The sequence below is a fragment of the Celeribacter sp. ULVN23_4 genome (genome assembly GCF_054788345.1).
Genome location: NZ_JBTVYO010000005.1, coordinates 211,627 through 224,364 on the forward strand (window position 1 = coordinate 211,627; position 12,738 = coordinate 224,364).

Annotated in this window: 9 protein-coding genes and 1 pseudogene; 6 read left to right on the top strand and 4 right to left on the bottom strand. The window is 60.0% G+C overall.

Annotation, left to right across the window (positions count from 1 at the left end; genetic code table 11):
- Positions 1 to 168 precede the first annotated feature (168 nt).
- A complete protein-coding gene (locus tag ACYBHZ_RS13010; RefSeq protein WP_460274715.1) occupies positions 169 to 3,297 on the top strand; it encodes a valine--tRNA ligase in 3,129 nt (1,042 codons plus the stop codon).
- Positions 3,298 to 3,377: 80 nt separating this feature from the next.
- Here ACYBHZ_RS13010 and ACYBHZ_RS13015 read toward each other — a convergent pair whose 3' ends face one another.
- Complete coding sequence (locus tag ACYBHZ_RS13015) at positions 3,378 to 4,160, bottom strand: crotonase/enoyl-CoA hydratase family protein (RefSeq protein ID WP_460274716.1); 783 nt, start codon at positions 4,158 to 4,160, stop codon at positions 3,378 to 3,380.
- Positions 4,161 to 4,262: 102 nt separating this feature from the next.
- On the opposite strand from ACYBHZ_RS13015, the gene ACYBHZ_RS13020 reads away from it, so the two are divergent.
- Positions 4,263 to 5,366 (top strand): pyridoxal phosphate-dependent aminotransferase, encoded by a 1,104-nt coding sequence (locus ACYBHZ_RS13020; protein ID WP_460274717.1) that lies wholly within the window; start codon positions 4,263 to 4,265, stop codon positions 5,364 to 5,366.
- A gap of 75 nt (positions 5,367 to 5,441) precedes the next feature.
- On the opposite strand, the gene ACYBHZ_RS13025 is transcribed toward ACYBHZ_RS13020, so the two are convergent.
- Positions 5,442 to 6,641: a pyridoxal-phosphate-dependent aminotransferase family protein gene (locus tag ACYBHZ_RS13025; RefSeq protein ID WP_460274718.1), complete on the bottom strand. Its 1,200-nt coding sequence runs from the start codon at positions 6,639 to 6,641 to the stop codon at positions 5,442 to 5,444.
- 213 nt (positions 6,642 to 6,854) lie between these two features.
- Between ACYBHZ_RS13025 and ACYBHZ_RS13030 the strand changes: the two genes are divergently transcribed.
- A complete protein-coding gene (locus tag ACYBHZ_RS13030) occupies positions 6,855 to 7,544 on the top strand; it encodes a phosphatase domain-containing protein (RefSeq protein ID WP_460274719.1) in 690 nt (229 codons plus the stop codon).
- Positions 7,541 to 9,466 (top strand): ABC transporter ATP-binding protein, encoded by a 1,926-nt coding sequence (locus tag ACYBHZ_RS13035; protein WP_460274720.1) that lies wholly within the window; start codon positions 7,541 to 7,543, stop codon positions 9,464 to 9,466. Before ACYBHZ_RS13030 ends, ACYBHZ_RS13035 begins: the two co-directional genes overlap by 4 nt.
- Here ACYBHZ_RS13035 and ACYBHZ_RS13040 read toward each other — a convergent pair.
- Positions 9,393 to 10,154: pseudogene (locus ACYBHZ_RS13040) on the bottom strand (glycosyltransferase); the annotation flags it as partial. The gene ACYBHZ_RS13035 and the pseudogene ACYBHZ_RS13040 sit on opposite strands and share 74 nt — an antisense overlap.
- Between ACYBHZ_RS13040 and ygfZ the strand changes: the two are divergent.
- Both ygfZ and ACYBHZ_RS13050 read left to right on the top strand, forming a co-directional pair.
- Positions 10,098 to 10,835, top strand: a complete 738-nt coding sequence (gene ygfZ, locus ACYBHZ_RS13045; protein ID WP_460274721.1) for a CAF17-like 4Fe-4S cluster assembly/insertion protein YgfZ — start codon at positions 10,098 to 10,100, stop codon at positions 10,833 to 10,835. The pseudogene ACYBHZ_RS13040 and the gene ygfZ sit on opposite strands and share 57 nt — an antisense overlap.
- Before the next feature lie 111 nt (positions 10,836 to 10,946).
- Positions 10,947 to 11,792: a beta-keto acid cleavage family enzyme gene (locus ACYBHZ_RS13050; protein ID WP_460274722.1), complete on the top strand. Its 846-nt coding sequence runs from the start codon at positions 10,947 to 10,949 to the stop codon at positions 11,790 to 11,792.
- A 225-nt stretch (positions 11,793 to 12,017) separates the two neighbouring features.
- On the opposite strand, the gene efp is transcribed toward ACYBHZ_RS13050, so the two are convergent.
- The gene (gene efp / locus ACYBHZ_RS13055; RefSeq protein ID WP_460274723.1) at positions 12,018 to 12,581 is read right to left on the bottom strand and encodes an elongation factor P; all 564 of its coding nucleotides are present in this window, start codon (positions 12,579 to 12,581) and stop codon (positions 12,018 to 12,020) included.
- Positions 12,582 to 12,738: the final 157 nt, after the last annotated feature.

Here is a 12,738-nt window from a genome sequence, read left to right on the forward strand (position 1 = left end):
ATCGCCCGCCCGAGGGTTTCCGCTGTTTTTATCGCGCCCCCATCGCACAAATGTGGGGAGTTTCTCCCTTTCCCTCTCACGTCCCGCACGGTAAAAGCGCGAGACCCAAGAGCGCCCCGGTCCAATCGCGGCGTTCAGACCGGAAAAGACGAAGCGAGCGAGACCAAGATGGCCATGGAAAAGACTTTCGACGCGCAGGATTCAGAAGCGCGCATCTACGCGGAATGGGAAAAGGCCGGGGCTTTCAAAGCCGGCGCCCATAAGAAGCGCGACGAAACCTTCACCATCATGATCCCGCCGCCCAACGTGACCGGCGCTCTGCACGTGGGCCACGCGTTCAACAACACCATTCAGGACATCCTTGTCCGCTGGCACCGGATGCGCGGCTTTGACACGCTCTGGCAGCCCGGTCAGGACCATGCGGGCATTGCGACCCAGTTGATGGTCGAAAAGGAACTGGCAAAGACGCAGCAACCGTCCCGCGCCGAGCTTGGCCGCGAAGCCTTCCTTGAGAAAGTCTGGGAATGGAAAGGCAAATACGGCTCGACCATCATCAACCAGCTCAAGCGCCTCGGCTCCTCTTGTGACTGGTCCCGCAACGCTTTCACCATGTCCGGCGCGCCGGGTGCGCCCGAAGGCGAGGAAGGCAACTTCCATGACGCCGTGATCAAGGTCTTCGTCGATATGTATGAGAAAGGTCTCATCTATCGCGGCAAGCGTCTGGTGAACTGGGACCCGCATTTCGAAACCGCGATTTCCGATCTGGAAGTCGAGAACATCGAAGTTGCGGGCCACATGTGGCACTTCAAATACCCGCTCGCGGGCGGCGAGACCTACACCTATGTCGAGAAGGACGAGGACGGCAACGTCACCTTCTCCGAGGAGCGCGACTATATCTCCATCGCGACGACCCGCCCCGAGACCATGCTCGGCGATGGCGCGGTGGCCGTGCACCCGGATGACGCACGCTATGCGCCGATTGTGGGCAAGCTCTGTGAAATCCCGGTCGGCCCGAAAGAGCACCGCCGTCTGATCCCGATCATCACCGACGAATACCCCGACATGACCTTCGGCTCCGGTGCGGTGAAAATCACCGGTGCGCATGACTTCAACGACTATCAGGTCGCCAAACGCGGTGGTCTGCCGATGTATCGTCTGATGGACACCAAGGGCGCAATGCGCGCGGATGGCCTGTCCTATGAGGAAAGCGCGCTTCTGGCCGCCGAGATTCTCGCCGGAAAACCCTTCACCGAGGCCGAAGTTGACACAATCAACCTCGTGCCCGATCACCTGCGTGGCCTCGACCGGTTCGACGCCCGCAAATCGGTGGTTTCTGAGATCAACGACGAAGGTCTGGCGGTGATGACCACCGTCACCAAGAAGGTCAAAGACGAGGACGGCAACGAGTCCGAGGTGAGCGAGACCGTGCCTTACGTCGAAGACAAGCCGATCATGCAGCCCTTTGGCGACCGTTCCAAAGTCGTCATCGAGCCGATGCTGACCGACCAATGGTATGTGGACGCGGAAAAAATCGTCGGCAAGGCGCTCGACGCCGTGCGCACCGGCAAGACGAAGATCATGCCGGAAAGCGGTGAGAAAACCTATTTCCATTGGCTTGAGAACATCGAACCGTGGTGCATCTCGCGCCAGCTTTGGTGGGGTCACCAGATCCCGGTCTGGTACGGGCTCGACCTCTCCGCGCCGAACTTCACCGATGACGAAGGCGACGGCGCGCTTGACGAGGTGGAACTCATGCGCCTTCTGACCGAGGGTGGCATGCTCCATCGCGGCACCGTGCATCACTGCGCGGCCGATTTCGAGGGCGTCCATGGCAAATTCTTCGCCGATATGGACAATCTGCCGACCCCGCTCAACCATGCCCGCGTGGTCGAGGTCGCCAGCCGTCAGGAAGCCAACGAGGTCTTCGCCACGTCCTTGGCCGAATACAACGTCACGCAAGACCCGACCAAACTGGTCTACCCGGTCTGGCGCGACGCCGATGTGCTCGACACTTGGTTCTCTTCGGGCCTCTGGCCGATCGGCACGCTCGGCTGGCCGAACTGGGATGAGAGCACCTCGAAATACTTCCCGACCGATGTGCTTGTGACCGGTTTCGACATCCTGTTCTTCTGGGTCGCCCGGATGATGATGATGCAATTGGCCGTGGTGGACGAAGTGCCGTTCCACACCGTTTACCTGCACCAGCTCGTTCGCGACGAGAAGGGCAAGAAAATGTCGAAAACCACGGGCAACGTCATCGACCCGCTGGAGATCATCGACGAATACGGCGCCGATGCGCTGCGCTTCACCAACGCCTCGATGGCCTCCATCGGCGGGGTGCTGAAACTCTCCGTCGACCGGATCAAAGGCTATCGCAACTTCGGCACCAAAATCTGGAACGCCGCGCGCTTTGCCGAGATGAACGGCGTGTTCGAAGGTTACACGCCGGGCGTCACCCCGACCCCGACCGCAACGGTGAACAAATGGATCATGGGCGAGACGGTGAAGGTGCTGGCCGAGGTCAACAAAGCCTTTGAAGAATACCGTTTCAACGACGCCGCCAACGCGCTTTACGCCTTTGTCTGGGGCAAGTTCTGCGACTGGTATGTCGAATTCTCGAAACCCCTGTTCTACGATGGGGACGAGGCGACCTTGGCCGAGACGCGTCAAACGATGGGCTGGGTACTCGATCAGTCGCTCGCCATGATGCACCCGATCATGCCCTTCATCACCGAAGAGCTTTGGGGCACCGTCAACGGCGCACGCGATCTGCTCGCGGTCTCCGACTGGCCGGAGCTGTCCGACGATCTGATCGACGCGGACGCTGGCGCGGAAATGAACTGGGTCATTGATCTCGTGGAACAAATCCGCTCCTCGCGCGCCGAGGTGCACGTCCCTGCGGGCCTCAAAATCCCGATGGTTCAGGTCGAGTTGGACGACGCAGGCAAAACCGCCTTCGCCAACAATGAAGCCCTGATCATGAAGCTCGCACGGCTCGACACGGTGTCGGAAGGCGCAATGCCGAAAGGCGCGATCACCATTTCGGTCGCGGGCGGCACGTTCGCCCTGCCGCTCGAAGGCGTGATCGACATCGCGGAGGAAAAAGCGCGGCTTGAGAAAACGCTTGGCAAGCTCGCGAAGGAACTCGGCGGTCTGCGCGGCCGGTTGAAAAACCCGAAATTCATGGCCTCCGCCCCGGAAGAGGTGGTCGCTGAGGCGCAGGAAAACCTTGCTGCCCGCGAAGAGGAAGAGACCAAACTCAAAGCCGCTCTGGCGCGTCTCGCCGAGATCGGCTGATCAGGTTTACATCATGAAAAAGGCCCGCCAATTTGGCGGGCCTTTTGTTTTGAGTATTTGCAGCAGCAAAGGAAACACCGTCAGTCATAGACCGGCGCGCGCTTTTGCATCTGCGCCATGACCGTTTCCATCTGGTCTTTCGTCCCGATCAGCGCGCGCTGTTCCCGACTTTCCTCCATCAGGACATGCGCCCGGTCATCGGAGCTTTCCGCCGTGCCGATCAGCCGTTTGACGGCGCGCATAGCGGAGGGGCTTTTGCTTGCAATTGTTTTGGCGATCTCAAGTGCGCGGGCATGCGCGTTCTCGGCCAGTTCGGAGACAAGGCCAAGCTCTACAGCACGCGCGGCGGGCACGATCTCGTTCGTATAGGTCAGATAGCGCAAGACGTCGGAACGCAGCACACGCGGGAAAAGCACCATGCCGCCCATATCCGGCACAAGGCCCCATTTCATTTCCATGATCGACAGCTGCGCCTCCGGGGAGGCGACGCGGATGTCGGCGGCAATCGCGAGCTGCATCCCCGCGCCGAAACAGGGGCCTTGGATCGCGGCAATCACCGGGATCGGCAGGTCATAGAGCGCAAGCGAGAAAGCTTGAAACGCGTTGCAATCGCCATGGGTGCGCTCCATCACAAGCTTGTCGAGGTCTTCCGTTAAGAAGCGTTGGAAATTCGACGTGTCCAGCCCGGCACAGAACGCCTTCCCCGCCCCCGAAAGGATCACGACACGCGCGTCAGAAGCTTTGATCTCCGCCACACGGGCGAGTAGATCGGCGATCAACTCTTCGGTCACCGCGTTCATCTTGTCCGGGCGGTTCAGGGTCAGATGGGCAATATGGTCTTTGATCTCAAGCGTGACGGTCATGATGTGTCCTCCTCTTGCGCAACGCTAGCAGCGCAAAAATGCGCGGTCAGGTCTGACGTTACGGCGCTTGCGCAGGGCCGCGGTTTGAGGCAGGAGAAGCGCATGACCGATACCCGCCTCACCCCGCTCGCCCAAACGCTCCCCTCCACCGTGCCCTTCGTGGCCCCTGAACGCATGGAAGAATTGCGCGGCGCAGGATTTGACGCCCGTCTCGGCGCGAATGAGCTGTCCTTTGGACCCTCTCCCAAGGCGCTGAGTGCGATGGCCGAAAGCCTTGCGGGCGTGTGGAAATACGGAGAGCCGGAGAACCGCGATTTGCGCTTCACCATTGCCGAGCAGCTTGGCATCGCCCCGGAAGAAGTGACGGTTGGCGAAGGCATCGACGGGCTCTTGGGCAATCTGGTGCGGCTTTATGTTAGCCCCGGCGATGCTGTGGTGACCTCTGCTGGCTCCTACCCGACGTTCAATTACCATGTGGCGGGCTTTGGCGGAGTACTCCACACCGTGCCCTACAAGGACGATCACGAAGACCCCGAGGCGCTGATCGCGAAGGCGAAAGAGGTCGGTGCGAAACTGGTGTACTTGTCCAATCCGAACAATCCGATGGCAACGGTGCATTCGGCCGAAACCGTGCAGGCGATGATCGATGCCGTGCCCGAGGGCTGTCTGATGATCCTGGACGAGGCCTATACGGAATTTGCGCCAGAAAGCACGCGCCCCAAGCTCAATACCCAAGACAAGCGTGTCATCCGTTTCCGCACTTTTTCAAAAGCTTACGGCATGGCGGGCGCCCGGATCGGTTATGGTCTCGCACATCGCGACATCGCCACGGCTTTTGACAAGATCCGCAACCACTTCGGTGTGAACCGCATCGCGCAAGCGGGAGCTTTGGCGGCCCTGCAAGATCAGGACTACCTCGCCGCAACCGTAGAGCGCGTGGCGGCAGGACGCCTTGAACTTGCACGGATCGCGCAATTGAACGGTTTGACGCCCCTACCCTCCGCCACCAATTTCGTCACGATGGATTGTGGCCGGGATGGCGATTATGCGCGGGCCTTGCTCAAAGCGCTTGAGGCGCGCGGCGTCTTTGTGCGCATGCCCGGCGTCGCGCCGATGGATCGCTGCATCCGGGTGTCCGTTGGCCTGCCGGAAGAGATCGCGGTCTTCGGTGAGCGCCTGCCTCTCGCACTGGCCGATCTGGCCTGACGCCCTCCCCGGCCCGACATCAAAAGAAAAGGCGCCCGAGGGCGCCTTTGTCGTTTTAGCTCGATCAACCTAAGATCAGGAGCGTTCCGCCAGAACCGCCGCGGCCGCGCGAGACGCGCCAGCGCCATGCGGAATTTGCAGAGCGGTGAACGCGGTTTCCATCGCACCGATGATGCCAAGCACCATATGCGCGTTGATGTGGCCCATGTGCCCGATGCGGAAGTAACCTGCGGCCTCATCCGAGCCGATCTCGCCAAAACCAAGCGAAATGCCGAGCGTGATGCCGAGATGCTCGGTCATCCATTCCCGGAGACGCGTGCCGTCCGGGCCACCGAGGCTCAGAGTGGTCACGGCATGGGAACGGTATTCCGGCTCCGCGATATTAAAGCGCAGGTTGCCGCCCTGCCCCCAAGTATCGACAGCGGCCCAATAGGCGCGCGCGAGCGTTTCATGGCGCGCCCAGACATTTTCCAGCCCTTCGTCGAGGATCATGGAAACCGCCTGACGCAGACCATAAAGGTGATGCGTCGGCGGCGTGCCATCGAAATATTCATAGAGATGCACCGGATTGGCGCGCGTTTCCCAGTCCCAATATGGCGTACGCATATCGTTGCCGTTTCCGGCCTGACGCGCTTTCTCGGAGAACCAGACAAAGCCCATGCCCGGCGGCGTCATCAGACCTTTCTGAGAGGCGGCGATCATCACATCGACGCCCCAATTGTCCATCTCGAACCGATCACAGCCGAGCGAAGCAATACAGTCCACCGCGAAAACCGCCGGGTGACCCGCGGCGTCGATCGCCTTTCGCATGGCGGCGATGTCGTTGCGCACGGAGGTGGCTGTGTCGACATGAACGGTCATCACGGCTTTGATCTTGTGCTCCGTGTCGGCTTTCAGCGCCTCTTCGAGACGCGTGGGATCGACCGGGGCATGTTTGCCGAATTCGATAGTTTCCACATCCGCGCCCAGACGCCGGGCGACATCGGCCCAGCCGTGGCCGAAATTGCCGGTCAGACAGACCAGCACCTTATCGCCGCGCGAGATCATGTTGGTGAGAGAGGCTTCCCAAAGCCCATGCCCGTTGGTGATATACATCGCCACATGCTCTGTGGTGCCCGCGATGGTTTTCAGATCAGGGACAAGCGCATGGGTCAGCTCAACCAGCTCACCGGTGTAGATATTCGGCGCGGGGCGATGCATCGCCTGCAAAACCGGATCAGGGATCACGGACGGACCGGGGATAGCAAGATAGTGGCGACCATTTGCAAGTGTCATGGGAAACCTCGAAAAGAAAAGTGGCTCAAGCGGTAACGCTCTCCCGCCTACAGGTCAATTGCGCGGGCTGTCACATCGGGGTGCGCGGCTTTGCAACACGGCCCGAGGATGACACCAGCGCCGATGATCATAGCCCCGCCGATGCTCAGGCCCATCGCTTGCCCCATAGTGCAAAGGACGATAAAGAGGCGCGATAATTATGGATCGGTCCGCATGTTCAAGAAGCTGAAAAAAGGGTTCAAGAAACTCGAACGGGCCGAGGTCGGTGCGTTTGGCAATGATATCTCCACGCCGCGCACACGGCGTCTGGCGATGTGGCATTTCCACTTGTTCGACCATGCCTTTCTGCGCGGCATCTGGACCAATCTCTATGAATTCGCGCCCGGCGCGTGGCGTTCGAACCAGCCCTCGCCGAAACGGATCGAGCGCTATGCCAAGATGGGCATCAAGACGATCCTGTCGCTGCGCGGCGACAAAGATGTGTCCTACACCCTGCTGGAACGGCAGGCCTGCGAGAAATACGGCATTCGTCTGATCACCACGAAAAAAGCCGGGGCGCGAAATGCGCTTAAGCCGGAAGATTACGTCGAACAGATCGATATTCTGGCCTCGCTTGAAAAGCCGTTTCTCATTCACTGCAAATCCGGCGCCGATCGGGCGGGGATGGCCTCAGCACTTTATTTGATGCATTGTGAGGGCGCGAGCATCGTGGAGGCGAAAAAAATGCTGTCCCTGCGTTTCATGCATTTGAAAAGCACCAAGACCGGCATTCTCGACTACATTCTCAAAATGTATGAAGAGGACGTCAAAGCGCATGGTCCAATGCCGATCCGGGATTGGTTCGCCACCCGCTATGATCGCAAGTCCGCCAAAGAATTCAAGACGTTCCGGTCGTTCCCATGACAAAACACACAGCACTCCCAACACCTGAGATTCCGGAGATTCCATCCCGGAAACTGATCGGCTGGCTTTGGAGCACCTATCTCAACCGCCATATTCCATTGGTGGTCGTCGCCCTCGTACTCATGTCCCTCGAAGGGTCGATGCTCGGCGCGCTCTCCTATTTGATCAAACCGATGTTCGACAAGGTGCTGGTTGCAGGACAGGCGGAGGCGGTGCTCTGGGTCGCGCTCGCGGTGTTCGGCGTCTTCAGTCTTCGTGCGATCGCCTCTTTTGGCCAGCGTGTGATCATGGCTCGCATCAGCCAAAAGGTCGCCGCCGCGCTTCAGGGCGATCTTGTCGCACATATGCTGACCCTCGACGGCAAATTCTATCAAGACAATTCACCGGGAACGCTGATCGAGCGGACCCGTGGCGACAGTTCGGCCGCATCGACCGTCTGGGGCACGGTTCTTGCGGTCATCGCCCGAGACACAATCTCGCTGGTTTCCCTTCTCGCCGTGGCCATCTCGGTCGATTGGCGCTGGACATTGATCGCCGTCGCAGGCGCGCCGCTTCTGGCCGTGCCAATCACCCTGCTGCAAAATCTGGTACGCCGCACCACGCGCATCGCCCGCGCCACCTCGGCCAAGGTCTCGACCCGGCTCGATGAAATCTTCCACGGCGTCACCACGATCAAACTCTCGGGCACCGAAAAGCGCGAAGCCGCTCGCTTCCAAAATGAGATGCACGCCCTCATCAACGCCCAAATCAAATCCACCGCAGGTCAAGCCGGCATTCCCGCACTCATGGATATCGTCGCGGGCCTCGGCTTTTTCGGCGTGCTGCTCTATGGCGGCCATCAGATCATCGAAGGCACCAAGACCGTTGGTGAATTCATGTCCTTCTTCACCGCGATGGCCCTCGTCTTCGAACCGCTGCGCCGTCTCGGCAACGTATCCGGCGTCTGGCAGGCTGCCCGCGCCTCTCTCGAACGTATCTTTGCCGTTTTCGCAGAACGTCCGGCCATCACCTCCCCGGCTCATCCCGTCGCCCTGCCTGTCGCGCCTTCTCACGCGGACGTCCGGTTTGAGAATGTCGAATTTGCCTATGCCGACAGCCCTGTCCTGCGCGGCACGACCTTCACCGCAGAGGCCGGCAAAACCACCGCGCTTGTTGGTGCGTCTGGCGCCGGGAAATCCACCGTTTTCAATCTGATGACCCGTCTCGCGGACCCTGTGAATGGCAAGATCAGCATCGGCGGCGTTCCCACGACGTCCCTTGATCTCAAGAAGCTGCGCGCCCTTTTCTCCGTCGTTTCGCAAGACGCTCTGCTGTTTGACGAAAGCCTGCGCGACAACGTGTTGATGGGCTCCAAGGCCGATGAGGAGAAACTCAAGACGGCCCTGAAAGCCGCCCATGTCGCCGATTTCGTCGACAATCTGGACCACGGGCTCGACACCTCCGTGGGGCCGCGCGGTTCGGGCCTCTCAGGCGGCCAACGTCAACGCGTCGCCATCGCACGGGCCGTGCTGCGTGACCGACCGATCCTGCTGCTGGATGAAGCGACCTCCGCGCTCGATGCGCAATCCGAGAAAATCGTGCAGCAAGCGCTGGAGAAACTGTCGGAAGGCCGCACCACGCTGGTCATCGCACACCGTCTCTCGACCATCAAGAACGCCGACAAGATCGTGGTGATGGACAAAGGCCGCGTCATGGACGAAGGCACCCATGACGAATTGCTGTCGCGTGGCGGGCTTTATGCCGATCTTTACCGTCTGCAATATTCCGACGGTCGGACCGTTATGGACGGTACCCCCGGGAAAGTGTCGCGGGATCAGATCCAAGACGGAAACGGAGAAGACGAAAAAGGTTCCGGGCTCCTTGCCGCCACCAGCCGGATGTTTGGAAACGTGATGGGTCTGTTTGGACGCTCAAAGGACTAAGTGCAATCTTGCCCTTGAGGCGTCGTACAAGCTCCACGTCCTCCATCAACGGAATATCGGCGAAGCCTCCGATCTCGTCATAAAGCTCGCGTGACATCAACAGCGCCTGATCGCCATAGGGCAGATCAAAAAGCTTGGTGCGCAGGTTTGCCCAACGCGCCGTCACCTTTGGCCCCATGCCTTTGGCGTCGCGAAAGGACAGAGAGAACACCAAGGCCGTGTCATAGTGTTTCGCCAGATGCTGCACCACGGCCTCGGCCCAGCCTTCGGGCATCCACGTGTCGCCATGAAGGAACAAAAGCCAGTCACCCTCGGCTTTCTCCGCCCCGCGTTTGAGCTGCCCGCCCCGGCCCGGCTCACCGATCAGCAGCTCCGCCCCGACGAAATCGGCCATTTTCTCGACCCCATCGGTGGACCCGCCATCGGTCAGGATCAACTCGCGCACCAGACCAGCATCCAGCCCCTCCATCAAAGAGAGCATCGTCTCGCGCAGCTGCGGCGTGACGTTCAGGGTCGGAATAATGACAGAGATCGGTGCGCGCATAGGGGGTCCGGCAAGGTTGCAGCTTTTCGTTTCTACTGCCCTTCCTATATGAAGAGGTGACGTAAGAAAAAGTGCAGGGGCGACACAGTGGCGACCGAAACCGACAGAAAAGTCATTGAAATCGCCGGAGAAGACCGGCTGCATTTCCTACAGGGGCTAATCACAAACGATGCGAACCGTTTGGACAGTGGTCCGGTCTATGCCGCACTTCTGACGCCACAGGGCAAGTTCATCGTCGATTTCTTTCTCGTGCCGGAAGGGGATGTGATCCTGATGGATGTTCCCGCCTCACAGGCAGAGGGGCTTTTGAAGCGCCTGAGCCTGTATAAACTGCGCGCGAAAGTGACCCTGAGCCTCTCTGAACGCCCTGTGTCCCGTGGTCCGGGCGAGGCATCTGAGGGTGCCATTCAAGATCCGCGCGCCCCCGAGATGGGCTGGCGCGCCTATGACGGTCGCCCGTCGGTCGCTGTGGATTGGGACGCGATCCGCGTGCCACTCTGCATCCCTGAATTTGGCGCTGAACTCACCCCGGACACGTTCATCCTCGAAGCCGGTTTCGAGCGCCTCCACGGTGTCGATTTCAAGAAAGGCTGTTACGTCGGCCAAGAGGTCACCGCCCGGATGAAACACAAGACCGAGCTGCGCAAAGGCCTGAAGACCGTCGAGATCGAGGGCGCGACCCCGGTGGGCACAGAGATTGTGACCGAGGACGGCAAAGCGGCGGGCACGCTGTTCACCCAATCGGGCGGCAAAGCCATCGCCTATTTGCGCTTTGATCGCGCCACTGCGCCGCTCAAAGCCGGGGAGGCCGTGATCCGCGCTTAACCGAACGGAAAACTCTTTCCTGTTCAATGGATGCATCGCGCGGCATGATGGGCACGAACGCCTTTGGGAGGGCGAAATGCTAAGACATTTTCAGGAAAGGACTTCACGGACATGAGCGACGTTGCGGGCAAACCCTGTATCATCTGTGTGGCGATCACCGGCTCTCTGCCGACCAAGGCGGACAACCCGGCGGTGCCGATCACCATTTCGGAACAGATTGAAAGCACCCATGAGGCCTATGAGGCCGGCGCTTCCATCGCGCATTGCCATGTCCGCGACGGTGAGGGCAAACCGACCTCCGATCCGGAACGCTTCGCGCAGCTGATGGAAGGCATCAAGCTCCACTGCCCCGGCATGATCGTTCAGCTTTCCACCGGCGGTCGATCTGGTGCGGGTCAGGCGCGCGGCGGCATGTTGCCCCTGCGCCCGCCGATGGCGTCCCTGTCCGTCGGCTCAAACAACTTTCCGACCCGTGTCTATGAGAACCCGCCCGATCTGGTGAACTGGCTCGCCTCAGAAATGCAGACCTACGGCGTGAAGCCGGAGATCGAAGCCTTCGATCTCTCGCATATCTACAAGGCGAAAGAGATGGTCGACAAAGGCGAGATCAGCGGTACGCCCTATGTGCAATTCGTCATGGGCGTGAAAAACGCCATGCCCGCCGTCAAACGGGTGTTCGACTATTACGTCGAGACGGTGAAACTCCTCTTCGGCGAGGATGCCCCGTGGTGCGCCGCCGGAATCGGGCGCCATCAGCTTGAGCTCAATGACTGGGCCGCCGCTGCGGGCGGGCATCTGCGCACCGGGCTTGAGGACAATATCCGCCTCGACAAGACCAGCCTCGCGCCGTCCAACGCCGCTTTGGTGGAACGCGCCGTCAATGCCGCGCAGCGCTATGGCCGCCCCATCGCCACACCGGCGGAAGCGCGCAAAATGCTCGGCCTTCGGGCGGGCTGACACCCGGTGTCTTGAAAACAAAAAAGCCGCCCCGAAAGGAGCGGCTTTCTTTGTCTTTGGCGATGTCCGGTCGCGCGTTATGCCGCGCTCCGAATATTCCATCGCACCAAAGCTGCGCTTCGGAGCGTTATGCGCGTTCCGAATATTCCGTCGCACCAAAGGTGCGCTTCGGGGCGTTATGCGCGTTCTGAATATTCCGTCGCACCAAAGGTGCGTTTCGGAGCGTTATGCACGCTCCGAATACTCCATAGTCTCGGTGTTCACGACGATGTCTTCCTCGGTGCCGACGAACGGCGGAACCATGACGCGCACGCCATTGTCGAGCACGGCCGGTTTGAAGGAGTTCGCAGCGGTCTGACCTTTGACGACCGGCTCGGTCTCAACGATCTTGCAAACCACTTTCTGCGGCAGGGTCGCGTTCAGCGCTTCTTCTTCGTAGAATTCCACAACGATGGTCATGCCGTCCTGCAGGAACGGGCGACGCTCGCCGAGAATATCGGCCGGGATCGTGACCTGATCATAGGTCTCGGTGTCCATGATATGCAGAAGACCGTCGCTCTCGTAGAGGAACTGCATGTCTTTCTGTTCGAGACGCACGCGCTCGACCTTGTCGGCGGAGCGGAAGCGCTCGTTGAGTTTGCGGCCGTCACGCAGGTTCTTCAGCTCGACTTGAGCGAAAGCACCGCCCTTGCCGGGCTTGACGTGATCGACTTTCACGGCGGCCCAGAGGCCCCCGTCATGCTCCAGCACGTTGCCGGGGCGGATTTCGTTACCGTTGATTTTGGGCATAAGACTAACGCGATTGGTTGAAGAAAGGTCAGCGCACCCTATATCTGGCGAGTCGCTGGCTGACAAGGCGCTCGTCAAATGGAGGATTGTCGTTAAAACCGCTTCGGGTCGTCATCCCGGCGGGAAAAGGCATGTATTGAATGCATAACAGCCATGC

What these genes read in the sequence shown, in the direction of transcription:
- ACYBHZ_RS13010 (WP_460274715.1), top strand. Translation starts at nt 169, where the DNA reads ATGGCCATGGAAAAGACTTTCGACGCGCAGGATTCAGAAGCGCGCATC.
- ACYBHZ_RS13015 (WP_460274716.1), bottom strand. Translation starts at nt 4,160, where the DNA reads ATGACCGTCACGCTTGAGATCAAAGACCATATTGCCCATCTGACCCTG.
- ACYBHZ_RS13020 (WP_460274717.1), top strand. Translation starts at nt 4,263, where the DNA reads ATGACCGATACCCGCCTCACCCCGCTCGCCCAAACGCTCCCCTCCACC.
- ACYBHZ_RS13025 (WP_460274718.1), bottom strand. Translation starts at nt 6,641, where the DNA reads ATGACACTTGCAAATGGTCGCCACTATCTTGCTATCCCCGGTCCGTCC.
- ACYBHZ_RS13030 (WP_460274719.1), top strand. Translation starts at nt 6,855, where the DNA reads ATGTTCAAGAAGCTGAAAAAAGGGTTCAAGAAACTCGAACGGGCCGAG.
- ACYBHZ_RS13035 (WP_460274720.1), top strand. Translation starts at nt 7,541, where the DNA reads ATGACAAAACACACAGCACTCCCAACACCTGAGATTCCGGAGATTCCA.
- ACYBHZ_RS13050 (WP_460274722.1), top strand. Translation starts at nt 10,947, where the DNA reads ATGAGCGACGTTGCGGGCAAACCCTGTATCATCTGTGTGGCGATCACC.
- efp (WP_460274723.1), bottom strand. Translation starts at nt 12,581, where the DNA reads ATGCCCAAAATCAACGGTAACGAAATCCGCCCCGGCAACGTGCTGGAG.